The following is a 23,726-nucleotide window of genomic DNA, read 5'->3' as shown; positions in this document are numbered from 1 at the left end:
AATAACTAAAAAAATCTGCCTGAATGGCAGATTTTTTTCATGTTGTTGAAAAAAGATGATGTCAACGGCAGAAAAAGCAACTTTGCAAGGTGAGGGGTTGATTTCCGTTCCGCCAGCGTCCTTTCCAGGGGGCCGTCCGATGAGCCGCTTCACTCACTTCCGTTCGCTCCAGGGTCTCCTCTGTGACGCTAAATCCCCAAGGAGTGACGCTGGCTCCACTCCAATCAACCATGCTGCAAAAGTGTCTTTACTTTTTTTCATAGTAGCATAGCGATCAAATCGCCCATTAACTGTATTCTTAGAGGGGATAAACTCTTATTTTCAATGTGGAGAAGTGATGCGTGACAACACCTCTTCATAAAGAGCAGTGAGCACCTTCCCTTTATTTGAAAACCTTTGCTAAAAAGTCAGTGGGTTGGAGTGGAAGGCTACTTGACTCCCGTGGGATAGCGAGACAGGCGAGCACCTGCACGGAGCGGGAGCGGAGGAAGCGGCTCGGCGCTCGCCCACAGGAAAGCAAGTAGCCTGCAACGGAAATCCATTTCTACCTTTCAATTGACTGTTTTGTTTTTCAACACTATGAAAAAAATCTGCCTTAATGGCAGATTTTTTTATAAGAAATATTACGCTTCCGCATCTGGTGTAAAAGTACGAGTTGCCAGTTCGGCATCTAGCATAAAGATAGCGTTTGAGTCAGTTTCGATACGCTCGATTTTACGAATTAATGTATCGAATGTAGACTCTTCTTCCACTTGCTCGTCAATGAACCATTTTAAAAAGGCCATTGTCGCATGCTCACGTTCATCTAAAGCAATGTCTGATAAATTGTAAATACGACGAGTTACTTCTTTTTCGTGTGATAGAGCCGTTTTAAAGGCATCTAAAATGGATTCGAAATGATTGCCTGGGCTTTCAAAACCTTGGATTGTCGCACGATAGCCCATATCACTTAGGAAATTATAAAATTTCATGGCATGGAAGCGTTCTTCTTCTGCTTGTACTAAAAAGAAGTTAGCGAAGCCATCATAATCTTGATCAGTGCAATAGGCTGCCATTGCCATATAGGCATGCGCAGAGTAGAATTCAAAATTCATTTGTTCGTTAAGAGCTGTGTGTAGTTTTTCAGATAACATAAAAGTTTTCCTCCTTTTGCAGTAAATGACTTCTTTACTAGTATACCGTGTAGAGGTAGTAACATACAAAAAAATTAATTTTCAAGGCAATTTGTGCAAAAATTAATTGATATTCGTTCTCAATTAGAAGATTCCTTCTTTTTAATTTTCAAAAAGAAGCTAGAAAAAATCGCCCCGATCGTAATCGAAGCGAATTTTTCATCATTATTGTGCTTGTTTCTTTTGATTTTTGACACCGATTAAGTAGCCACCTAATGCAATAGCAACTAAAACAATCCAGAAAATAGCTTTCCAAATAGTAGAGTGGGGGAATTCGTGTGGAATCACACCTAATTTTTCATGTGCTAATGTTAATACAGCTAATTTTACACCCACCCAGCCAACGATTAGGAAGGCAGCTGTTTCCAGTGAAGGGAATTTATCAAGAACTTTCACGAACCAACGAGCCGCGAATCGCATCATGATGACCCCAATAATACCACCTAAGAACATAACGGCGAATTGTCCTGCATTAATACCACCGATATCAAAATCGCCGATATGTGGTAGCGTTACAGCAATAGCAACCGCTGCTAGGATAGAATCTACCGCGAACGCGATATCAGCAAGTTCCACTTTTACAACCGTCATCCAGAAGCCAGATTGTTTTTTCGGCTCTTGGATTTCTTCGGAGTTTTGGGATGCTTTCCGTGAATCATAAATATGCTTAATAGACATAAACAATAGATAAGCTGCACCTATTGCTTGGATTTGCCAGAAATTAACGAGTGTTGTAATAAGGAATAATGCGGCGAAACGGAAAACAAATGCCCCCACTAATCCATATAATAAAGCTTTTTGTTGTTGTGCTTTTGGTAAATGCTTTACCATAACTGCCATTACGACTGCGTTGTCTGCTGCTAACAAACCTTCTAATACAATTAATACGACGAGTACCCATGCGTATTCTAAAATAATTGCCTCCAAATTTGTTTCCTCCTTTAATTAATGAACAGAAATGAATGATTGCTTCTAACATATTCTTCCCAATTTTAAGCAAAAGAAAAAGACCCCTGCCTAAAAAATAGGCAAAGGTCTTGCTAAGCAATTTACTGTTCGTTGCACAGAATGTATTCTGTGAGACAAATTATGCCATCACACCCGATGGTAAGAAACCATGTAATGACGAATGTGAATCAGATGCTTCGATCGCATCCGCTAGCTACTCCCCTTTGACAATAAAGTCAAAAGCTATTCAATTCTTACACCAATCATAGCATGCAATAAAATGAAAGTAAATAAAAATATACTGCTATGGAGAAAAAATACTTTTCCGTTACGTTTGCACAAATGGTACTATTAAAAGATAGGCGAAATTTTTACAACTTAGAAAGGGGACAAACATGTATAGAAAATTTTTTTCCTACTACAAGCCACATAAACGATTGTTTGTCATCGATTTTTCGAGTGCCATCATTGTAGCAATCTTAGAGCTTGCCTTTCCATTAGCTGTTCAGTGGTTTATCGATGAGTTATTGCCATCAGGCGATTGGGGCATGATTGTGAAAGTAAGTGTCTTATTACTGCTTGTTTATGCAATTAGTACATTCTTGAACTTTATCGTAAACTATTTAGGACATAAACTCGGCATTAACATTGAAACGGATATGCGACAGGAATTATTTACGCATGTACAAAGACAATCATTTCGTTTTTTTGATAATACCAAAACAGGACATATTATGAGTCGGATTACCAATGACTTATTTGATATAGGTGAGTTTGCCCATCACGGACCAGAGGATTTATTTATTGCGATCATGACCTTTATTGGTGCCTTTGCTATTATGTTTAATGTGAACCCTACACTCGCTTTAATTGCAGTGATCATGGTGCCATTTTTAACTTGGCTTGTGACCTTTAGTAATGTCAAAATGAACAATGCATGGAAAACGATGTATGGCAAAATTGCTGATGTCAATGGACGTGTGGAGGATAGTGTATCCGGTGTACGGGTTGTAAAATCCTTTACGAATGAAGCTTTTGAAATTAGCCGATTCAAAGAACAAAATGGATTTTTCCGTGCGGCAAAACTATATGCCTATAAAATTATGGCAGGGACACACTCCAGTATTTACATGATGACACGCCTCTTAACACTAGTAGTGCTTGTTGTCGGTGCTTGGTTAAGCTTTAATGGAAAGCTTTCTTACGGTGAATTAGTAAGCTTTGTCTTATATACGAATGTCTTGATTAAACCAATTGATAAAATTAGTGCATTATTAGAGCTTTATCCGAAGGGGATGGCCGGCTTTAAGCGCTTCCGTGAATTAATCGAACAGGAGCCAGAAATTCAAGATCGTGAGGATGCAAAGGTCATTAAACACTTAGATGGTGATATTGCATTCAATCATGTTGATTTTAATTACGATGCATCAAAACAAGTTTTACATGATATATCATTTGATGTAAAAGCTGGCCAAACGATTGCCTTTGTAGGGCCTTCGGGTGCTGGTAAAACTACAATCTGCTCGTTAATTCCTCGATTTTATGAGGTGACAAATGGTGCTATTACGATTGATGGCATCGATATACGTAATTTGACACAGGCATCATTGCGTGCTCAAATTGGTATCGTACAGCAGGACGTCTTCTTATTTACAGGGACGATTCGCGAAAACATTGCCTATGGAAAATTAGACGCCAGTGAAGCGGAAATTCGAGAGGCAGCGAAAAAGGCTCATTTAGAGGCATTTATCGCAGAGCTACCAGATGGCTACGATACACAAATTGGCGAACGTGGCTTAAAATTATCAGGAGGGCAAAAGCAAAGACTAGCGATTGCTCGTATGTTCCTAAAGAACCCACCGATCTTGATTTTAGACGAGGCAACATCTGCCTTAGATACGGAAACAGAGATGATTATTCAGCAATCATTAACAGAGCTAGCTGAAAATCGTACAACATTAGTTATTGCCCACCGATTGGCAACTATTCGCAATGCAGATCGCGTATTAGTTGTGACACCGAAAGGGATTGAAGAGGATGGTACTTATGACGAGCTTGTTGCTCAAAATGGTATCTTTGCCAAACTCCATCATATTCAATTTCGCAAAGGACAAACAGAACAAAGCGTTCAGAAAGATTTTGTGGAATTGACGTAAATGAAGGAAAGGGGAGATTGTTTTTAAAACAATTTCCCTTTTTTAGTTGGTTCCCTTAGTTACTTGTACTGGTTATGTTGTATCAAAAGCATACTATTTCCCTACAAGCATAATATAGGTTTATGTAGTAAGAGGGAGATGATTGAATGGTAATGCCATCGAATAATCAAAGGGTATCGCTTCAACATGCTATGCAAAGGGTGCCAGGTCAAATCATACATTATGGCATGGATATGGAAAATGGAACTTTAGTCTATGAAATATTTATTTTGACTGCTCAGAATAAGATTTACGAAGTAGAAGTAAATGCAAAGACAGGCGTCATTCGGAAAATTGAGGAAGAGAATGATTTTGATTAATTGATTATAAATAAAGTAAATCCCAAGTACTCAAATTATTTGAACCTGGGTTTTTTTAATATGAAAAATCCAGAGTTTGGGTTAATTGCTCTAAAGTGATATTTCTGTGCTAATTAATTTTGTATGAAGTACAAATATGATCCTTACTTAGTGAAATTTGTGAATACATAGAAGGAATGTTAAGCAAGTAAATCGAATAGAACACAACAGTCCCACTATAAATCATGAAATAGTAGAGGTGAAGCAATGGATAACGAAAAAATCATCGGTCAAACGAAAAGTGTCGGCTTTCAAGTAGGGGTTAGAAGGACATTTCCAATTTCGCAGGAGCAAGCATGGGCATTGCTCACGACAACAGAAGGGGTACGTACATGGCTAGGTAAAGGCACTTCAGTTATATTTGAGCCTGGGCACAAATACCATTCAAAGACAGGGTCAGGCGAAATCAGGATTGTTAAACCGTTAGAGCAGCTTCGATTAACTTGGCAAAAGGAAGAGTGGTCAAAACCATCTACCGTACAAATCCGTATTTTACCAAAAGATCGTAATAAAACAACCATTAGCTTTCATCAGGAACATCTTTCTGATCAGACAGTACGAGAAGAAATGAAAAATCATTGGGAAAGTGTACTGGACGCTATTAAAGAAAGGACACAAAATATTTGAGCGAACAAAAATAGCATCCCTTCACAATCGATAGGGATGCTATTTGTTTTTATTTGGAGAATCCTTGTTTTCATGCCCTTTTGAAGTTCGTGTATAATCCTGAGGAGCCAGTGCTTTGTTGCGCTCTGTATAGCCCTTAGGTGACAAACGAAAGATGGATTTTTTAATGGTAGCCCAATTTAGATCTGTTGCCAGATTCATGTAAGAGTAACCGTATATTCGAATATTACTTAAGTAAAGCAGGGTCAGATATAAAGAAACAAAGAAGCCGAATAATCCAAAAAAGGCACTGGCAAAGATAAAGGCGACACGCAATATGCTGACAGAAGTAACAAGTGACTGATTCACCAATGTAAAGGAGGCAATGGTAGAAATAGCGATGACAACGATCATTTCAGGACTCGTTACGCCTGCTCGAATAGCAGCATCGCCGATAATTAATCCACCTACAACACTGATGGTCCCACCTATAACGGAGGGTAGACGCAAGCCCGCTTCACGAAACAATTCAAACATGAGCAACATGAGCAGCATTTCAAGCGAAGAGGGGAGCGGTAAGCCCGCCTTCGCTTGTACAACGGTTGCGAGTAGTTGGAGTGGCAATTGATTTTGATGATAGGTTGTTAAGGCAAGCCAGAATGCAGGGAGTAATAGCCCAATTAAAATACCGAATATCCTTAATAATCGCTCGAGTGAACTAAAGATAATAGGGTATTCATTATCCTCAGCCGATTTCAGTAATAGAAACAGATTAACCGGTGTAACGACGGCGTAGGCGACACCATCTACAAAAATGATAAATCGACCTCTTGCCAAGGCTTGAACCGCATAATCAGGGCGCCCTGTATAATCAAACTTCGGAAAAAGCTTGGAATTTTTATTCACTCGTTCCATCAATAAATCGCCACTAAAAACAATATCCGTATCGACGGCTGCAAGCTGCTTTTTGATTCCATGCAAAATATCCATATCCACAATATCATCAAAGTAAAGAATGGCTACCGTAGTTTTCGATCGTTTCCCAAGCTCCATTTTTTCTACACAAAAAGAATTGGTCGGCAAGCGTTTTCGTATCAATGCAATATTGACGCGAATATCTTCAATGAAATTATCCCTGGGTCCTTTAACAAGAACCTCCATGCGCGTTTCTTCAGGTTGACGATTTGGCTTTTGGGCAATATTGCTTGCATATAAAAGATTGCCTTCATCAAAATACAACAACAAGAAGCCACTATAGACAAAAGTTATCAGCTGTTCCTTGTCTTGTACTTTTTGAATACTTGGAACATGAAGATGCCTTGCGATATTCTCTTCAAAGGGGACCTCATCCAAATGATCATATAAATACTGAATACGTTGAATAATCACTTCATTAAGCATTTGTTGATCAATCATAGCATCACACGTAATAAAGTGTACTTTCTGCTGATTAAACATATATTCCTGAAATTGAATATCTGCCGATTTTTGAAATAATTTTCTGAGCGTACTAAGATCTAGCGCCTGTTCTTGCTGAGGCATTATGTTTCACCACTTTTCCTATCTTGTTTTTCAGTTTTCCCCTTTTTAGAAGATTTATCCGACAAGAAAGCTACGACTACGAAAAATATTGAGAGTAAAAAGAAAAAAATAAAAGTGGCTGTAAGAAAATAATGTCCTTTAACTTTTAAAAATAAGCTTTCATTTAGCATGATTAATGGTAAACAAAGAATAAAGAAGGGAGGAGCAAGCATTTGCCATATACGCTTCGGATCTCCTGTCATCTTCAATAAATCTGCCACAATGTACAAAAGGAAACTAACACGAATAAAGGTTCCTGTCAGCCATTGATAAATGGAGAAAAAGTCAAGATGCTCGATATAGCGACCGATTGTCACTAATCCCCATTCTTCGTAGGCAGGATAGCGTTGCTTAGCTGCTTCATTCGGTCCAAATTCTGTAATGGCCCCAATTAATGGTCCTAATGTCAGTCCTACTAAAATGGCCAGCATAATAGCAAAATGATACCAGCGAATACGTTCCTTAAATTGATGCTGTAAAAATAGCAGCATTAAAAGCTCAATAAACCCGGATGCAGGGAAAATCATGCCTCGCAATACAGGTTGGAATCCATGTTCAAAAAATGGACGCAATAATTCATAGTCTTTCACCTGCATGTTCGTAAAGGCAACGAAAAAGCCAAAGATAACTACACCGAATAATACAAAAACGTTTAAAATGACAATTGTCTGTAAGCTAGTCGCCACAAGAAGAATACACAGAATGGTGTAGATAAATAATAAGATGATAACAGGCGTTTGCGGTAAAAATGTAGTATTAATCCATTGCAATGTTTCAACCATTGTAAAAGCAGCGATAATCATTAAAAAAATAGCATTTGTATAAACAACAATAGTAGAGCCAATTTTCCCGATTTTTGAATCGAGCCAATCTCGGATGGGCTCCTGATTAGATTTTGATTGAATATATACTAATAAAAATAGCCAAAAGAAAATAATTCCTCCAGCAAATAATACTGACAGCCAGCCATCTCTTTTGGCCACATCTAGTAGTGGAGGAATAATGGTTACATGATTTTTTAAGCCAATAACAGTCATTGATAGGAAGATGACATGTAAAATACTGATTGATCCTACACTTTTCATGTTGAAAACCCTCTAACATAGATTGATACATATTAGCTTTGACAAAAAAAGTCGGCTTTATAAGCAGAAAATGGTATGGTTTCATGAAAAAAATGAGGTATTGGACGACACCATCATCCAATACCTCATCATAGGAAACGTAAGCTAAATTAATGAATATATTTTGTGCTTACAAGATTTTCTTTTAAGACATCTGTTGGGATTTCAAACTCTACAACGCCCATATAGCCAGGTGCCACTTCATATTTATCAAAGGAAATCACAAGCTTGCCTTTATCAGAAATGTAGAATTGCTGATCAGGTTTAATAGTTGTAAATTCCTCCATTAACTCTTCATCGGCAAGGCCAGCACCCTTTACCCAGTAAACTTTATCTTGATTCGATTCAGCTATTTGTGTACGCATTTGTTCTTTAATATTTTCACTGATTGTTTCAATATAGTGCTGATCTTTAAAGAGCATTGGTAAAGTAATTAAAATTTCGTTTTCTTTATCGATCGTATCGTATTCCATCACCGTTGAAGACGAACCAACAGTATTTACAACATAACGGCCGATCGATAAAATTTGGTCATTATCAGTTTTGATTTCGAAACCACTATCAATACCTAAATGACCTCCGCCATTTAATTTTAAATCGCCCACTTCTGCCATAAATTCATCGTAAAGTGTTTTACCTTCTGCACGATACTTTTCATTTAATGTATTCGCCAGATCTTGATTTTCTAAGTTTTCAATAGAAGGTACTTTAATGTTGGCATCATAAGTATCTTCAGCCACTTCATATTCTGTCCAAGTCAATACTTTTATCACACTACCAACCACGGGAATTTCTGAGAGTGTACGTGCCATTGCAGGACTTACATTTAAACCAGCTGTAAATAGCATGGCTGCAGCGGCAGATCCAAGGACCCATTGAGGTGTACGATTTTTTTTCTTTTTTTGACCTTGCTTAAGTGCTTTTTCAACCACGAAGTCTAGCTCTTTTGGAATCGGGACTTTCATATATTGTTTCTCTAACTCCTGTAATTTTTATCCATGTGCAGTTTCTCCCTTCACATCTTCCAGTTGTATTTTCAATAGTTTTAATGCTTTATAAAGACGTGATTTGGCTGTACTCAACTTAATGTCGAGGATGTTCGCCACGTCAGCGAGTTTTAAATCCTCGAAATAATGGAGAATGACAACCTCTCGATACATTTGCGGGAGTTCATCCAACGCATGCTCCAAGTCAACATTCTCATAAACATCCTCTTGAGCAGGTGTTAAATATTGTAATGTATCATCATCTGTCACTTGTAAGCGTTTATGCTTACGTAAAAAATCTATGGCTGTACGGACAACTATTTTATAAAACCAGCTTTTCATATAGGTCACATTTTCAAGTCGATCTAATGAAAGCATGGCTTTTTGGATACTGTCTTGTACAACATCTAGTGCGTCCTGTTCATTTTTTGTATAGCTATACGCGAGCAAATAAAAACGCTCTTTTTGTTCTCGAATGAATTGGACAAACACCTCTTCATGTTGAAATGCATTTCTTGTTCTCATGTCCAAAGAAGCTCCTTTTTTAACATTGTCAAATTGTATACATTTACTAGACGTACGAGGAGAGGGAAAAAGTTGATGCCATGAAAAAACTTACCCCAATTGAGATAAGTTTGATCGTTCTATAGTATTGGCATACGTTAGTATAACGGCTGATCATGAAAAATAGTCATATGTATTTTTCAAGAGTAATAGAATGGTCACAACGATAAATAATTTACGTACATAGCCACTGCCGCGTTTAATGGCAAATTTTGAACCAACTATGGCACCTGCAATTTGTGCTAGGCCCATTGGTAGACCATAGGCATAATTTATTTGTCCTAAGTATATAAACATAAGAAGGGCCGCTATATTACTGCCAAAATTTAAGAATTTAGCATTCCCCGCCGATTGTAAAAAATCAAAACCAACCATGAGAAAAGCAAACAGTAAAAATGAGCCTGTCCCAGGTCCTAAAAAGCCATCATAAAAGCCAATAAGCGTCATTACGATAACAAAAATAATAGAGCGTTTTGGCGTTAATTGTTTATAGGTAGTCATACTGCCCCAGTCTTTTTTAAAGATGGTATAGATGGCCACGGCTGCAAGCATAATCAGCATTAAGGGCTTCAATACACTTGGGTCCATTAAGTGGACAATCCAAGCACCAAGCATAGAACCAAAAAAGACAAAGGGAAATAGCTTATAGACGGCTTTAATATCTAGTTTACCAGAGCGATAAAATGTCACTGTGCTAGTAAGGGAACCCATCGTACCTGCCAATTTATTGGTTGCTACTGCAGCAGAGGGAGGAAGGCCAACAAACAGAAGAGCTGGTAAAGAGATAAGCCCGCCTCCTCCAACCACTGAATCAATAAAGGCTGCTAAAAAACCGAAGAGGAGTAAGATTAATAAAATATTTACATCTAAATCAAAAGGCACAATAGGTCATCTCTTTTCTATCATAATAAACTGATAGTAGCGAAATGAGGGTGGGCTGTAAATACTCTTGCCATTATTTTTTGATAGCAGTAAATGAAGTGATTGAATAGAAGTTGATGATAATTTCTACATTATTCAAAAAATTTCTACTTGGAGTCATTATTTTGATGTATTATGTAAATGATGGTGTTTTTACGTAAAGGGGACGTGATGACATGAGTTTAGGAAATCATATACGCGTATTTCTCTGTGTTGTGTTTATGGGAGTACTTGTAGGGTATGTCTTTAATGCAAAAAAAGATATAACAGACCATGAGTATATTGATACCGTAAAGGAAGGTTATTTGGAGAATTTTTCGGATGTCACAGTTCGAAATGCATTTAATTACGCTTTTTTTGAACCTTACTGGCGCTATTATGAAGCGAAAACAGGGGAACAAGTTGTAGAATTATCAGGTGAAATAACGTTTCAAGACGAAAAAGGACATGCTATCCTCCAATTTGTCGTGAACGAACAAACGCAGCAATTTTCTCTAGAGGCAATGAAATTTAAAGATGTCGTATTAAATCAGCAACAACAACAAAAGCTTGTTGGCATGGTCTATCACACATGGGAAAAGAAACAACTAGCTTATGAGTAAGGTTTTTTATTTTGTAAATCATCCAAACTGTATTACAGTAAAAGGGGGAGCTAGAGACAGAGAGGATGTTTTAAATGAGATTAAGTATGTTAGATCAAATGCCCATTCCAAAAGGTCATTCTGCAGAGGAAGCCTTCCAACGTACAGAACAACTAGCACTACTAGGTGAAGAACTTGGCTATCATCGAATGTGGCTAGCTGAACACCATAATAGTCAGTCATTGGCGAGTTCAGCTCCTGAAGTAACCGCTGCTTTTTTAGCTGCGAAAACAAAACGCCTACGCATTGGTACAGGTGGCGTCATGATGATGCATTATTCACCCTATAAGCTAGCAGAGGTTTTTAAAACATTGTCGGGACTAGCACCAAATCGTATTGATTTTGGTGTGGGTAGAGCTCCTGGCGGTGATCATGCAGCTATTTATGCATTGGCAGAGGGAAGACGACAACGCTTCACGGAACAGTATGATAAGCTCGAAATCATTTTAAAACTGATGAATAATCAAAAAACAGGTGAACATGTCTATGATCAAGTCGTTGCAGCTCCTGCTCATATTTCATTACCAGAGGCTTGGTTACTAGGCTCGAGTGGTCAGAGTGCAATGCATGCTGGACAATTGGGAGTAGGCTATTCGTATGCACAATTTTTCACTGGCAATATGTCAAAGGATATCTTTGATGCCTATAAAGCCTACTTCACACCTTCTTATTATATGGATAAACCACAAATCATTGTGACATATGCAGCAACCGTTGCCCCTACATTAGAAGAAGCGGAATATTTAGCTAAACCGATCGATATTTCTCGTCTTCAATTAATGAAAGGGCAAATCATTCAAACGATGTCACCTGAAGAAGCAAAGGATTATCCATTAACAGAAATGGATAAATTGACGATTGACAATAATCGCAAGGCGAATCTTGTTGGGACCCCACAAGACGTTGCTGCTTTTTTAAGCGCCGAGCAAGAACGCTATGGCTTTGATGAAGTGATGCTAAATTGCAATCAATATGAATTAGAAAGTCGTTTAAATACCTATAGATTCCTGGCAAAGGAATTAATATAGAAAAAATAAAGTTTGCTAAAAATCATCTCGTAATTATTCAACGAGGTGATTTTTTTTTGTTTTATTTTGGTTTTAGAACAAATTGAATAAGCCATTCCTAATTGCAAATAGATAGACAAAATAGAAAACCCGGAAATAAATTTCCGGGTCTGATTACCACTTACATTTTTTGCTCCATGACACACTGCCTCGCTTCCGCATAGGATCTTAAGATATTCCTAAGAAATCTGTACTTTAGCTTATTCAGCTTTGATGGTCCTTCTGAGTTATCGATCAATCGCACTCATCGGGTTAACCCTCCTAGTCATTGGATTTGAAGTGAAATCTTTAATAGTATAGATCAACTATTATTTTTTATACGTCCTGTGAACAAAAAAATTTGTTTTATTGTTAGTACGAAATAAATACAAAGTATCATGCATTAATTACCAGTTAACAAATCGCATGATTATTGAGAAGATGGGCGTAACGATAAATAAAGAATTTGGGGTAGTCTAATTGAAGAAAAAGATTTTTACAGGCATGTTGTACATGCTAATTGTAGTTGGAATGATCATTACCTTTTTTATTGTATATCAGGATATTGATCATTTACTTGCAGCAAAATTTGTATTTAGTTTTTTAATTTTCCTTCTTTTATTTTGTATTTTCTTCGTCTTGATATCTCTAATCAATATAAGAAAATTGAATAAAATAGATAAAAGAAAAAGGTTCTATCAATTCATGATTTGTTTTATTTTATATAGTAGTTGTAGCTTAATCATTTACTATGTAATAGAGCCATCAAAAATCGATTTTTATCAAATTGTATTTTGGTCAATGGCTTTTTCACTCGGCTTTACTTTATGTGATTTACTATTTTTTAAGAAGAAATAATAACAAAAATCTTAATAAAAAGTATACTTAATTTACCAAATTAACTTTTGTTGGAGGATTATGATGAAACTAGGTGCATTCTCTGTAAGTTTAAGTGTGAAGGATATTCACAAATCAAAATTATTTTACGAAAATCTGGAATTTGAAGTGATGATGGGTGATATAACGCAAAACTGGCTCATTATGAAAAATGAAGGTTGTGTCATTGGTTTATTCCAAGGAATGTTTGAAAAGAACCTTTTAACATTTAATCCAGGATGGAATGAAAATGCTGAGAATCTTCAGTCATTTACAGACATTCGAGCTATTCAAAAAGAGCTTAAAGCAAAGGGGATGTCATTATTATCTGAAGCAGATGAAACAAGCAATGGGCCAGCAAATCTTACAATTGAAGACCCTGATGGTAATATCATCCTTTTAGACCAGCACAGATGAAACGAAGTGATTCTATCTAAGAATCGCTTTTTTTATTGCTGATATCCCTATTAAAAATCATTCATTTTGACCTGCTGTAGTTAGTTTGAATAGTATTTTCTTATATCTTTCACAAATGGTTGTGATTTCCATAAAAATGATTGACTTAAAATGTGTATTAAGCATATAATACATTTCAAGAAGTGTATTAACTGTTTAATACGTTTTTTTAATGCCAGTGTATTAAGTGATTAATACACTGAAAAACAATATGTCCATGATAGGTGCAACCCATCATTATGCACACTGTGTATTAAGTGGTTAATACATGAATTTAATTTTTGAGGAGTTGAGTTAATTGACTATAAATTTTAATAATCGGGACCCGGTGTATGTCCAAGTGATTCGGCATTTGAAAGAACAAATTGCCAAGGGATTTTATGAGCCTGGCCAGGAAATTCCATCCAGAAGGGAATTAGCCAATCAGTTAAAGATTAACCCTAATACTGCACAACGAGCTTATAAGGAAATGGAGGAACAAGGATTGATTTTTACAGAGGGGAATATGCCTAGCTGCATTACAAAAGATGAAGCGGTACTTAAAAATGTCCGTGAGGAATTGATTATCGAAGCGGTTGACTTATTTTTAGGCTCTATTAAATCCATCGATGTGCCGTTAGCAGAAGTGTTGGAACTCGTAAAGAAAAAACATGATGCCGAAAGCGGAGAAGCGGAGGAATCGAAATGATTGAAGTAAAAAATGTGAAGAAGAAGTACGGCAGGAAACAGGTTTTAAAAGACTTTTCTTTTACTGCAGAAAAAGGGGAGATTACTTGTTTAATCGGGATAAATGGCGTAGGAAAGACGACAGTTATGAAAGCTATTATGGCGCTCACACCAATTAATAGCGGTGAAATTTTAATTGATGGAGAAAAAATCACAAAAAAAAGTTTTGAAAAAATCACCTTCATCCCAGACACGATAACGATGTTGCCACAAATGAAAATCTGTGAAGCTTTTGCGTTCATGGCTGATTTTTATAAAAGCTGGAATCCTCAGAGGGCAGAAGATTTACTGCAATTTTTTAAACTTGATCCGACTGAACGAATTGCTAACTTATCGAAAGGAAATACAGCGAAAGTGAATATGCTACTAGGTTTGTCACTGGATGTCGATTACTTACTGATGGATGAACCATTCTCTGGTATTGATATTTTCTCTCGTGAACAGATTGCAGAAGTATTTACAAGCCATTTAATTGAAGAACGTGGTGTTATTATAACAACGCATGAAATTACTGATATTGAACATCTGATTGATAAAGCAGTCCTTATCGATGACGGGGCAGTATTGAGGGAATTTAGCGTGGAGGAAGTACGTGAGAATGAAGGGAAATCAGTTGTTGATGTGATGAGGGAGGTATATCGAGCATGAAAAACTATTTAAAACTTGTCAATTTTGAAGTAAATCGCTTTTTTAAATTGTATTTAATTTTAATTGGCTTGACCATTCTTAGTCAGCTTATTGGAGCATGGATCATCTCACAAACCTATATGAAAAATGCCAAACAGATGATGGCTGAAAAACAGTTATCTATGAACCAGTATAAGGAGCAATATGGGACTTTTTCTTTTGATCAATTCACTGATTCGGAATGGTTTCTGCTGCCAATCTTTTTATGTATCGCCATGCTGATGATTTATGTTTTCTTTATTGGGTATCGAGATTGGTTTGGTAAAAATACATTCATTTACAGATTATTAATGTTGCCAACAGAAAGAATGGTTATTTATTTTGCTAAATTAACAACCATTATGCTTCTGGTTCTTGGATTGATTGCCTTGCAAATATTGCTGATTTTGATGGAAAAACAAATTGTTAATAGCATTATACCAATAGATTTTCAATCAAATTTTTCAATTTATTCTAGTTCTACTCTAAATATGTGGAGGTGGCTGTATCCGACTACCTTTACAGAGTTTATCCTGGTATATACAGTTGGGTTACTTTTCGTAGCAGTAATATTTACGGCCATTTTAATTGAGCGAAGTTATGGTTTAAAAGGTATTTTTGGTGCAATTTTTTATGGATTATTGTCACTCGTTGTCTTTTATGCTCCAATATTCTTCGTTAATTTCTATACAAACTATTTTTATCCACTTGAAATTTTCTTAATGGTAGTGGTAGCAAGCATTATCGTCTTAGGAAGTGCCATTTGGATTGCGAATCATTTACTAAAATATAAAATCAGGGTCTAGAGGAGGTATAACGATGAAAAAATATTGGAAAACAATATGTATTAGTATCTTAATCGTGGCGATAATCAGTTCTTACTATATCCAAAAAACAGCAATGGCTTCCAAAAATGATAGATCCTTTAAAATTGAAACGATCAGCGGAAACAAGGAAGAAATCGAAAATCTTATCCTTCAAACAAGTTATAAGAGTAATGATTTTTATCATATGTTGTACATATCAAAGGATGGTTCCACGAATCCAAATAATCAGTCTTTTTTTAGAGATTTGATTGCCCCGAATGGGCCTAGGATTCTTCAGAAATATATTGATGAACACCGTAAATTTATGAGAGGGAAGGAATTGGACCCAAGAAAATACTTTGAAGACAAAACACGCTTGATTTACACAACGTTTCTAGATGATGGTCGAAGAGGGGGATGGGGAGATGTTCAAATCGATACACTGGATAAAAATACAAATGAAAGTTCCTCCTTTAAAATCCATATGCCAGTCCAAACAAGCTATGATTGGATCAATATGAAAGACGTCTACGTAGGAGATGGAAAAATAAATATTTTAACAACAAACTATCCCATAAATGGCGGAGAAGAGTTGCATATCTATACAATTGATGACAACAAAAAGCGATTAGTGAAGGATTCCATTCTTGCGAAATTTATGATGGAAGAAAGAGGCTCATCCAGTATCCGTATTTTTAATGAAAATAATATGATTCAAAACGAAAATTATTATTTATATATGGTGGAAAAATACAGTGATCGAAAAGAAGATTCTGAGGCAGAAGTTATCTCCAGTCAGATTTATCTTTATAACAACGCCAACAATGAAGTAGAGGAATGGGTTATTCCAGAAGAGTTAAAACCCTATAGAAAGGCAACGCTTATTCATGAAGAAACGATATTCATTCCTGTTTATTCAGTTAATGGTTTAAAACTGCATCGTTATCATATTGAAAAGAAACAATGGGAAGAACCTCTAATCATTCCATATTCAAGCATTACGAGTGAGAATGATGCTTCTTTTTTACGTATAACAGAGGGTAAATTTTATTTAGTGTATCGTGTTTCTGACGGACAGTGGTTGTCTATCGGTGATTTAAAAACAGGTGAATTGATTTATGAAGGAAAAATCATCTCCGAAGATAAAAAAAATCAAGAGGCGGATTCTTCACTTACTATTGAACAATTATATACTCAGCATTAAGAACAGGGATAACCTACGATTTATAACTCTATATGAAAAAAGAAACTCCATGTTGATCAGTCTTTGTTCAACATGGAGTTTCTCTCTTTATAAATTATCTTATGCGCGAGCAGAGCCACTTACAAACGCGGCATCCTGATAATACATATTTTTTACAAGTACATTTGGCCCTAAGCATTTGACAGCTGGACAATGGCAGTTAAGCGATTTCGCCAAGTCGGTAGCCATCCATTTGTCAAAGATCAATGGTAGTTCATCATGTACAATATTGCCGAGAGCTGGTGTGTCACCAAAGTCGGTAACGATCACATCGCCTGTTTACTGTAAATCGAAAACTAAAGGATATCACTTAACTCCTTGTAATTACAAAGCAACGCAAGAAATATTAATTGGAGAGAAGATAAAAGAGGATACGAATATAGTTGTCAGAAATAGAGCAGATGTAAACAAAATAATAAAAAAGATTCTAATAAAGAGTAAGTTCGATTTCGAGATAATTTATAAATAAATACACTTTAAAAATTATTTTATCTGTGCGAAAATTATAAGTATGGAAAGGAAGTTTTTTATGTTTACAGTACAGAAAACGCATGATGAATGGGAAAGTTACCATGACATTGATAGGTATGGGAAATTAACTTTATCAAATATTGAATTTACTACAACGCATTTATGTAATATGAGATGTTCACATTGTGCAGTGGGCTACACATTATTAACGAAAGAATTACCAGCAATACCTACAGAAGAAATTATTCGCAAGTTAGATGAGGTCGAAACTTTACGTACAATGAGTTTTACAGGTGGAGAACCTTTAATGACTAAAAAGGGTATAAAGGATAATTTGTTACCACTTTTGAAATATGCTAAGGGTAGGGGAATTAAGACGCAAATTAATTCGAACTTAACTTTACCTATGTCTCATTACGAATTAATTGCTCCTTATCTAGATGTGATGCACATATCGCATAACTGGTGTGATGAAAAAGAATTTGTTGAAACAGGCTTCGCTATGATGGACAAGCAACCGTCAATTGAATATAGAGGCAATTTATATCGCAATATTTTCGACAATGCTAGAGAGCTTTCCAAAGGTGGCATGTTTGTATCTGCTGAAACAATGTTAAATCGTAACACTGTCCCACATATGGAGAAAATTCATAATGAAGTGGCTAACGAAATGTTATGTAAGCGACACGAAATTCATCCTATGTATGCCAGTGACTTCGCTGAAAATTTAGAAGTTATCAGTTTGGATGAATACAGAAAAGTTGTGAATGAAATTCTTGATTATAGAAATAAAGACATATGGGTATTATTTGGTACATTGCCATTTTACCCTTGTAGTCAAGATGAGCGAGATTTAGCGTTAATCAAGCGAATCAATAGTGAACATAATATAACAATCAGAAATGATGTTGATGGACGATCAAGAATGAATTTAAATATTTTCACAGGGGATATATCGGTTACAGATTTTTCGGATGATGGTTCGGCTTTCGGAAATATTAAAAATGAATCATTACCTCAAATTTACGAGCGATGGTTAGATTCAAATATTTCTAAATCCATTAATTGTCACTGTCCAGCAGTAAAATGTTTAGGTGCAAATGTAATTGTAAAGAATATGTATTATCCTGATAAAACATTTATTAGTGGTTCAGTTAAATAATGAAATTGGAAGACCTCCTTTGGAAAATACATTGGAGGTTTTTTCGCGATATGTATTATATAATTTTTTACTACTAGCCTAGTATGTATTAAACAACTATACCTCAGTTTAAATTCAAAAGGTTGTCAGAATACAATTTAATTGTACCTTAATACACAAAGAAAAAAGGCCCAAAGCCTGTTATTCACAGGATTTGAGCCTTTGTCTTTGTAAGGCCATTTTTTAAAACTGTCGTTTTACTCTTTATCTGAATTTGAGGTTTTGTCATAAAATTTACAAGAAATCGTTGGCTGATCTGAGTTAATTGACATGCGTGATAATTGATTAAACTGCAGTAGTATCCCAAAATATACTGATTCCAAAAGCTACTACTACCCCAGCAAAAATCCAACCCATCGCATATTTCCTTATCCTAAAGTTATTTATACTCAACATTAAAAAGCAAAAAGTCATAACAAGTTGTATCCAAATGGGTCTATCAAAACTCTCTTTATGCCAAATGAAAGAATAAAGAACACCGATAACCATAATAGACATCACTACTAACGCAATTCTATTAAATATGCTAGACTTTTGCAAACCTAAAAACCTCCTTAATATGGCTTTGTATTAAAATACCAATCACCAGCAGCTCTAAATTGTTCATTCATTTTAAAACCTGCAACAGAAGCAATTACGCTAACATGATCGTTTTTGTAAGGTCGTCACCTTTCGTACATCTTTCTTTCTAGCATTCTATTGTCTCATATTCATCGATAATTTCAAATACCTAATATAGGAAAAAGTTCCCTTTTTTCAATAGACTGATTAGCATGTATATAAAGCGCATACATGTCCTAATATTCTGTCATAGGACATTTTACTGTTATTTTTTATAAAACACGTTATCATAATATAGAGTAAATAGTCACAATGCATCGAAGAAAGTGGGAATGAACATGACGAAATATGAGATATTATTGTTTGACGTAGATGATACATTGCTAGATTTTGATTTAGCTGAAAATGCAGCACTTGACCGCATGTTTAAAGAGGAAAAGATAGCAACTACACCCGAGATGATTGCGCGCTACAAAGAAATTAATGAATCGATGTGGCGAGCATTTGAGCGTGGGGAAGTGACAAAAAATACACTACATAATACAAGATTTGCGGTTGCTTTAAAAGAATTTGGGATGGAGGTCGATGGCGTCTATTTTGAATCTTTATTCCAAAAATACTTACAGGAAGCACATCATTATGTAGAGGGGGCTTATGAAGTTATCGCTCAACTAGCTAATCACTATCATTTGTATGTCGTATCAAATGGCGTAACGCTGACACAGAATAAACGACTAGTGGATGCTGATTTAGCGCAATATTTTAAAGGCATCTTTATCTCCGAGCAAACGGGCTATCAAAAACCAATGCCTGCCTTTTTTGATTATGTATTTGAACGCATTGAGCATTTTGATAAAGCGAAAACGCTTATTGTCGGCGATTCTTTGACATCAGACATAAAAGGCGGATTGCTGTCAGGTATCGATACATGCTGGTTTAACATCCGCAATATTGAAAATACGAGTGGTATTGAACCGCATTATGAAATTAAAAAATTACATGAACTACATGAGCTATTGCATACTAAAATAGCACTCTATTAAGAAATAAGGCACTTTCTTTGTTCCATGAGCAGAGGAGGTGTTTTTTTATGTTTTTGCCGCTAGTAAAATTTAATTTTGGATATCTACTTTACAAAAAGTCCTGAATCATTTAAAATTCGATTTTGAATGATAATAGTAATGATTACGATTTGGATAAAGGGGAAAGTGAATTGAAAAAAATAATGAGTATACTAGTCCTATTCATTGTAAGTGTGCTTGTGGCGTGCGGACAATCTGATGACAAGACGAAAAAAGAAAAGGCAAAAGGTGAACAAGAGCATGTTTTAACAATGTCTTGGCCAAAGGATATTGGAGAAGTGAATCCACATCTGTATGCTCCAAATGAAATGTTTGCCCAGGCAATGTTATATGATCCGCTTGTACGCTATGGAAATGACGGACAAATAGAGCCAGGATTAGCAACAGCATGGGAAATGTCCGAAGATGGTAAGCGCTACCTATTTACATTACGAGATAATGTGTTGTATTCAGACGGTTCTAAGCTTACAGCAGACAATGTTAAACGTAATATCGAAGCCGTAGTGGAGAATATTGCACCGCATAGTTGGCTAGAAGTGGTGGCAGTCATTGATCGGATAGAAGTTTTAGATGAGCTGAAATTACAGATTCATTTAAAAGAGCCTTACTATCCATTTTTACAGGAGTTAACGTTGATTCGTCCATTACGTATGTTAGGGGATAGTGGCTTCCCAGCAAGCGGGTCAACCAAAGATGGCATTGAAAAAGCGGTTGGAACAGGTCCTTGGATTTTAACTGCTTACCAGCAAGACAATTTTGCTGAGTTTACACGCAATGAGCATTATTGGGGAGAGAAGCCTAAGTTAGAAAAAGTGATCGTCAAAATCATTCCTGATTCACAAGCACGGATGATGGCACTTGAAAAAGGGGATATTGATTTAATTTTCGGAAGTGGTCAATTAGCGCCTGAGGAACTCCGAGCTTTGGAAAAAAATCCACAATATCAAACGATGATTTCTGAACCTTCCTCTACTAGAATACTATCTTTCAACTCAGTCTATGGTGTGACCCAAGATAAAGATATCAGACTTGCGCTGCAGTATGCTTTTGATCGTCAAACAATTATTGAACATGTGTTAAATGGCATTGAGCAAAAGGCCAAATCATTATTTGCTCCAGGGTTTCCATATAGTGATATTCAATTTGATTCTTACAGCTATGATTTAGAAAAGGCGCAGCAACTATTGGATAAAGCAGGCTGGCACTTTGAAAAAGGGGCACCGTTCCGATCCAAAAACGGTCAAGCATTGACCATAACGATTCCGTATAACAGTAATGACCAAGTACACAAGTCTATTTTCGAATATTTACAGAGCGCATGGCGGGAATTGGGTGTAGAGGTCAAACTGATTGGAGAAGAAGATCAACTCTTCCGAACGCGAAGTAAAACAGGTGAGTTTAATGTCATTATGAATGATACATGGGGAGCACCCTATGATCCACATATGTATTTACGGATGATGACAGGGGAAAAGCAAATTGGCTATTATGCGTTAAAAGGCATAGCACAAGCAGAACCATTAGCAGCGAATATTGCGAAAGTGATTCGCTCAACGGATGAATCAGAGAGACGTAGCTTGTATGAAGCCATTTTACAAATGATTCATGAAGAGGCGATTTTCATGCCATTATCTTATCGGACAAATTATTTGGTGGCCAATCAACGTCTAGCCAATTTATCGTTTTCTATGCAGCAATTTGAAGTGCCACTCAATCAATATGAGGTGAAATAGTTAAAATGGTGCCATTTTTTGTTAAACGGCTAGCGAGTATGTTTTTAGCGTTGCTTGGTATAACCATCATTGCCTTTGGGTTAATTCGTTTCATTCCTGTTGATCCTGTTGAAGCTTATTTTACAATCAATCAAATTCCAGCTACTGAAGAAGCCATGACAAGTATGCGTCAAGAAATGGGTCTTGATCAACCAGTGTGGACACAATATTTTAATTGGCTCAGCCATGCACTGCAATTGGATTTTGGAACATCCTTTGTATCGAAAAAGGCAGTGGCAACAGAACTGTTTCAACGTTTTGAGACGACAATACTATTAGCGGCAACAGCATTGATCATAATCATTGTGACTAGCTTTGTCATTGGCATTTGGTCTGCAAGAAAAAACGGTGGATGGCTGGATTGGTTTACACGTACCACGATCTTTACAATCGCCTCCATGCCCAGTTTTTGGCTGGCCTTTCTCTTCATTTACACGGTGGCTTTGAAATGGGGCGTCTTACCACTCATGGGGTGGGGGAGTTTTGCTCATGTCATTTTACCCTCAATAACGCTAGCTTTAGGATTTATCCCTTATTACATTCGGTTAATTCGTTCAAGCATGAGAGAAGAAATGAAGAAACCGCATGTTCTATTTGCCCGTGCAAGAGGTGTAAAAGAAACGGTTATTTTGCGTAAACATATTTTCAAAGGCATTTTACCACAACTTATCACATCCCTTGCGATGACCTGTGGTGGTTTACTGGGTGGTGCCGCGATTATTGAGAATGTTTTTGCCATTTCAGGCGTGGGCCATTTTATTGTAGAGGCCATGTTGGCAAGGGACTACGCTGTACTGCAAGCTTTTATCGTCATCATTGGGGGATTGTATATCACCATCAATTTTATAGCAGATATACTTTGTGCTGTTGTTGATCCACGTGTCAGGCTGAAAGGAGGAGCTCTTTAATGAAAAAGAATCTACCACTCATCATCAGTAGTTTACTCGTACTTGTGCTGGTGGTGATGGCTCTATTTGCTCCTTGGTTAGCGCCTCATGATCCTTATACAACGGATATAGCCAATAAATTACAAGGTTTTTCTATGCACTACCCTTTAGGGACTGATCATCTGGGGCGATGTGTGCTATCACGTTTATTATATGGTACACGCACCTCTCTGCTGCTAGCCTCTGGCGTACTGTTCATTACATTCATCATTAGCATCATCGTAGGGTGTTTGGCAGGATACATGGGTGGGCTGGTTGATTTAGTCTTGATGCGTATTTGTGATGTTCTTCTATCCATTCCTGATTTTATTTTTGCCCTGGTCATTGTGGGTGCGCTAGGTGGCGGCATTAAAAATATGTTTTTGGCAATCATTTTTGTGTCGTGGGTAGGTTTTGCGCGTATTATTCGCAATATGGTGCGTTCTCTTAAAGAAAGCACCTATGTACAGTATGCACGTGTGACTGGTGTACCGAAACGATCCATTATTATGAGGCATATATTGCCGTTTGTCTTTCCACAAATATTATTGTTGAAACTAATCGGGCTTGGCTCAACAATACTTTTAATTTCGGAGCTGTCGTTTTTAGGGTTAGGTGTAACGGCACCAATGGCAGAATGGGGCATGATGATTAATGATAGTAAAACCTATTTAATGAGTGAGCCACTGCTTATGTTTATACCAGGCATCATGATCTCATTAACCGTTCTTATTTTTAATTGGTTTGGGGATGCATTGCGTACGGCAATGGATGCCAAAATGTAAGGAGAAGAGGTG

General features: G+C 36.6%; 23 protein-coding genes and 1 pseudogene. 15 read left to right on the top strand and 9 right to left on the bottom strand.

Going from position 1 to position 23,726, the window contains the following annotated elements; genetic code table 11:
* Positions 1-623 precede the first annotated feature (623 nt).
* Complete coding sequence (locus tag JTI58_RS23565; RefSeq protein WP_009370301.1) at positions 624-1,133, bottom strand: ferritin; 510 nt, start codon at positions 1,131-1,133, stop codon at positions 624-626.
* A gap of 204 nt (positions 1,134-1,337) precedes the next feature.
* Positions 1,338-2,099, bottom strand: a complete 762-nt coding sequence (locus JTI58_RS23560) for a TerC family protein (RefSeq protein ID WP_205444099.1) — start codon at positions 2,097-2,099, stop codon at positions 1,338-1,340.
* Positions 2,100-2,515: 416 nt separating this feature from the next.
* Between JTI58_RS23560 and JTI58_RS23555 the strand changes: the two genes are divergently transcribed.
* From JTI58_RS23555 to JTI58_RS23545, 3 genes are all read left to right on the top strand, one after another.
* A complete protein-coding gene (locus JTI58_RS23555) occupies positions 2,516-4,276 on the top strand; it encodes an ABC transporter ATP-binding protein (protein WP_205444098.1) in 1,761 nt (586 codons plus the stop codon).
* 146 nt (positions 4,277-4,422) lie between these two features.
* Positions 4,423-4,635, top strand: coding sequence for a PepSY domain-containing protein (locus JTI58_RS23550; protein WP_205444096.1), 213 nt, complete (start codon positions 4,423-4,425; stop codon positions 4,633-4,635).
* A 246-nt stretch (positions 4,636-4,881) separates the two neighbouring features.
* Positions 4,882-5,301 carry an SRPBCC family protein gene (locus JTI58_RS23545; protein ID WP_205444094.1) on the top strand — a complete coding sequence of 140 codons (420 nt, stop codon included), beginning with the start codon at positions 4,882-4,884 and terminating at the stop codon, positions 5,299-5,301.
* A gap of 39 nt (positions 5,302-5,340) precedes the next feature.
* On the opposite strand, the gene JTI58_RS23540 is transcribed toward JTI58_RS23545, so the two are convergent.
* The 5 genes from JTI58_RS23540 to JTI58_RS23520 all read right to left on the bottom strand — a co-directional run bounded on the left by JTI58_RS23540 (position 5,341) and on the right by JTI58_RS23520 (position 10,417).
* Complete coding sequence (locus JTI58_RS23540) at positions 5,341-6,822, bottom strand: spore germination protein (protein ID WP_205444093.1); 1,482 nt, start codon at positions 6,820-6,822, stop codon at positions 5,341-5,343.
* The gene (locus JTI58_RS23535; RefSeq protein ID WP_205444091.1) at positions 6,822-7,946 is read right to left on the bottom strand and encodes a GerAB/ArcD/ProY family transporter; all 1,125 of its coding nucleotides are present in this window, start codon (positions 7,944-7,946) and stop codon (positions 6,822-6,824) included. Before JTI58_RS23535 ends, JTI58_RS23540 begins: the two co-directional genes overlap by 1 nt.
* A 149-nt stretch (positions 7,947-8,095) precedes the next feature.
* Entirely contained in the window at positions 8,096-8,950 is an 855-nt protein-coding gene (locus JTI58_RS23530; protein WP_205444090.1) for an anti-sigma-V factor RsiV, read from the bottom strand.
* Positions 8,951-8,977: 27 nt separating this feature from the next.
* Positions 8,978-9,496 carry an RNA polymerase sigma factor SigV gene (locus tag JTI58_RS23525; protein WP_004230723.1) on the bottom strand — a complete coding sequence of 173 codons (519 nt, stop codon included), beginning with the start codon at positions 9,494-9,496 and terminating at the stop codon, positions 8,978-8,980.
* Between the two features lie 153 nt (positions 9,497-9,649).
* The gene (locus JTI58_RS23520; RefSeq protein ID WP_205444088.1) at positions 9,650-10,417 is read right to left on the bottom strand and encodes a sulfite exporter TauE/SafE family protein; all 768 of its coding nucleotides are present in this window, start codon (positions 10,415-10,417) and stop codon (positions 9,650-9,652) included.
* 215 nt (positions 10,418-10,632) lie between these two features.
* Between JTI58_RS23520 and JTI58_RS23515 the strand changes: the two genes are divergently transcribed.
* The 7 genes from JTI58_RS23515 (at position 10,633) to JTI58_RS23485 (ending at position 16,877) form a co-directional block, all read left to right on the top strand.
* Positions 10,633-11,058 carry a hypothetical protein gene (locus tag JTI58_RS23515; protein ID WP_243456236.1) on the top strand — a complete coding sequence of 142 codons (426 nt, stop codon included), beginning with the start codon at positions 10,633-10,635 and terminating at the stop codon, positions 11,056-11,058.
* A gap of 74 nt (positions 11,059-11,132) precedes the next feature.
* Entirely contained in the window at positions 11,133-12,125 is a 993-nt protein-coding gene (locus tag JTI58_RS23510) for an LLM class flavin-dependent oxidoreductase (protein WP_205444087.1), read from the top strand.
* Positions 12,126-13,064: 939 nt separating this feature from the next.
* On the top strand, positions 13,065-13,436 hold the full coding sequence (locus JTI58_RS23505) for a VOC family protein (RefSeq protein ID WP_205444086.1): 372 nt from the start codon (positions 13,065-13,067) through the stop codon (positions 13,434-13,436).
* A 337-nt stretch (positions 13,437-13,773) separates the two neighbouring features.
* Entirely contained in the window at positions 13,774-14,163 is a 390-nt protein-coding gene (locus JTI58_RS23500) for a GntR family transcriptional regulator (protein WP_004230719.1), read from the top strand.
* Entirely contained in the window at positions 14,160-14,849 is a 690-nt protein-coding gene (locus tag JTI58_RS23495; RefSeq protein WP_205444085.1) for an ABC transporter ATP-binding protein, read from the top strand. Before JTI58_RS23500 ends, JTI58_RS23495 begins: the two co-directional genes overlap by 4 nt.
* Entirely contained in the window at positions 14,846-15,673 is an 828-nt protein-coding gene (locus tag JTI58_RS23490) for a hypothetical protein (protein ID WP_205444084.1), read from the top strand. Before JTI58_RS23495 ends, JTI58_RS23490 begins: the two co-directional genes overlap by 4 nt.
* Positions 15,674-15,686: 13 nt before the next feature.
* Entirely contained in the window at positions 15,687-16,877 is a 1,191-nt protein-coding gene (locus JTI58_RS23485; protein ID WP_205444083.1) for a hypothetical protein, read from the top strand.
* 99 nt (positions 16,878-16,976) lie between these two features.
* On the opposite strand, the pseudogene JTI58_RS23480 reads toward JTI58_RS23485, so the two are convergent.
* Positions 16,977-17,195, bottom strand: a pseudogene (locus JTI58_RS23480) (radical SAM/CxCxxxxC motif protein YfkAB); the annotation flags it as partial.
* 250 nt (positions 17,196-17,445) lie between these two features.
* On the opposite strand from JTI58_RS23480, the gene yfkAB reads away from it, so the two are divergent.
* The gene (gene yfkAB / locus JTI58_RS23475) at positions 17,446-18,549 is read left to right on the top strand and encodes a radical SAM/CxCxxxxC motif protein YfkAB (protein ID WP_205444082.1); all 1,104 of its coding nucleotides are present in this window, start codon (positions 17,446-17,448) and stop codon (positions 18,547-18,549) included.
* 324 nt (positions 18,550-18,873) lie between these two features.
* Here yfkAB and JTI58_RS23470 read toward each other — a convergent pair whose 3' ends face one another.
* Complete coding sequence (locus tag JTI58_RS23470) at positions 18,874-19,128, bottom strand: hypothetical protein (protein WP_205444081.1); 255 nt, start codon at positions 19,126-19,128, stop codon at positions 18,874-18,876.
* A 359-nt stretch (positions 19,129-19,487) separates the two neighbouring features.
* Here JTI58_RS23470 and JTI58_RS23465 point away from each other — a divergent pair, with 359 nt between their 5' ends.
* The 4 genes from JTI58_RS23465 (at position 19,488) to JTI58_RS23450 (ending at position 23,714) form a co-directional block, all read left to right on the top strand.
* Positions 19,488-20,192, top strand: coding sequence for a YjjG family noncanonical pyrimidine nucleotidase (locus JTI58_RS23465; protein ID WP_205444080.1), 705 nt, complete (start codon positions 19,488-19,490; stop codon positions 20,190-20,192).
* Between the two features lie 170 nt (positions 20,193-20,362).
* The gene (gene nikA, locus JTI58_RS23460) at positions 20,363-21,964 is read left to right on the top strand and encodes a nickel ABC transporter substrate-binding protein (RefSeq protein WP_205444079.1); all 1,602 of its coding nucleotides are present in this window, start codon (positions 20,363-20,365) and stop codon (positions 21,962-21,964) included.
* A 5-nt stretch (positions 21,965-21,969) separates the two neighbouring features.
* Positions 21,970-22,911, top strand: a complete 942-nt coding sequence (locus tag JTI58_RS23455) for an ABC transporter permease (RefSeq protein ID WP_205444078.1) — start codon at positions 21,970-21,972, stop codon at positions 22,909-22,911.
* A complete protein-coding gene (locus tag JTI58_RS23450; protein ID WP_205444077.1) occupies positions 22,911-23,714 on the top strand; it encodes an ABC transporter permease in 804 nt (267 codons plus the stop codon). Before JTI58_RS23455 ends, JTI58_RS23450 begins: the two co-directional genes overlap by 1 nt.
* The last annotated feature ends 12 nt before the right edge of the window (positions 23,715-23,726 follow it).

The sequence above is a fragment of the Lysinibacillus fusiformis genome (genome assembly GCF_016925635.1).
Lineage (GTDB): Bacteria > Bacillota > Bacilli > Bacillales_A > Planococcaceae > Lysinibacillus > Lysinibacillus fusiformis_F.
This window is presented reverse-complemented; position numbering and strand designations above follow the sequence as displayed.

Excerpts from the sequence above, each read along its gene's own strand:
- JTI58_RS23545 (WP_205444094.1), top strand. The coding sequence starts at position 4,882 with ATGGATAACGAAAAAATCATCGGTCAAACGAAAAGTGTCGGCTTTCAA.
- JTI58_RS23515 (WP_243456236.1), top strand. The coding sequence starts at position 10,633 with ATGAGTTTAGGAAATCATATACGCGTATTTCTCTGTGTTGTGTTTATG.
- JTI58_RS23565 (WP_009370301.1), bottom strand. The coding sequence starts at position 1,133 with ATGTTATCTGAAAAACTACACACAGCTCTTAACGAACAAATGAATTTT.
- JTI58_RS23550 (WP_205444096.1), top strand. The coding sequence starts at position 4,423 with ATGGTAATGCCATCGAATAATCAAAGGGTATCGCTTCAACATGCTATG.
- JTI58_RS23525 (WP_004230723.1), bottom strand. The coding sequence starts at position 9,496 with ATGAGAACAAGAAATGCATTTCAACATGAAGAGGTGTTTGTCCAATTC.
- JTI58_RS23535 (WP_205444091.1), bottom strand. The coding sequence starts at position 7,946 with ATGAAAAGTGTAGGATCAATCAGTATTTTACATGTCATCTTCCTATCA.
- JTI58_RS23465 (WP_205444080.1), top strand. The coding sequence starts at position 19,488 with ATGACGAAATATGAGATATTATTGTTTGACGTAGATGATACATTGCTA.
- JTI58_RS23510 (WP_205444087.1), top strand. The coding sequence starts at position 11,133 with ATGAGATTAAGTATGTTAGATCAAATGCCCATTCCAAAAGGTCATTCT.
- JTI58_RS23530 (WP_205444090.1), bottom strand. The coding sequence starts at position 8,950 with ATGAAAGTCCCGATTCCAAAAGAGCTAGACTTCGTGGTTGAAAAAGCA.
- JTI58_RS23455 (WP_205444078.1), top strand. The coding sequence starts at position 21,970 with ATGGTGCCATTTTTTGTTAAACGGCTAGCGAGTATGTTTTTAGCGTTG.
- JTI58_RS23490 (WP_205444084.1), top strand. The coding sequence starts at position 14,846 with ATGAAAAACTATTTAAAACTTGTCAATTTTGAAGTAAATCGCTTTTTT.
- JTI58_RS23555 (WP_205444098.1), top strand. The coding sequence starts at position 2,516 with ATGTATAGAAAATTTTTTTCCTACTACAAGCCACATAAACGATTGTTT.
- yfkAB (WP_205444082.1), top strand. The coding sequence starts at position 17,446 with ATGTTTACAGTACAGAAAACGCATGATGAATGGGAAAGTTACCATGAC.
- JTI58_RS23485 (WP_205444083.1), top strand. The coding sequence starts at position 15,687 with ATGAAAAAATATTGGAAAACAATATGTATTAGTATCTTAATCGTGGCG.
- JTI58_RS23540 (WP_205444093.1), bottom strand. The coding sequence starts at position 6,822 with ATGCCTCAGCAAGAACAGGCGCTAGATCTTAGTACGCTCAGAAAATTA.
- JTI58_RS23495 (WP_205444085.1), top strand. The coding sequence starts at position 14,160 with ATGATTGAAGTAAAAAATGTGAAGAAGAAGTACGGCAGGAAACAGGTT.
- JTI58_RS23450 (WP_205444077.1), top strand. The coding sequence starts at position 22,911 with ATGAAAAAGAATCTACCACTCATCATCAGTAGTTTACTCGTACTTGTG.
- JTI58_RS23505 (WP_205444086.1), top strand. The coding sequence starts at position 13,065 with ATGAAACTAGGTGCATTCTCTGTAAGTTTAAGTGTGAAGGATATTCAC.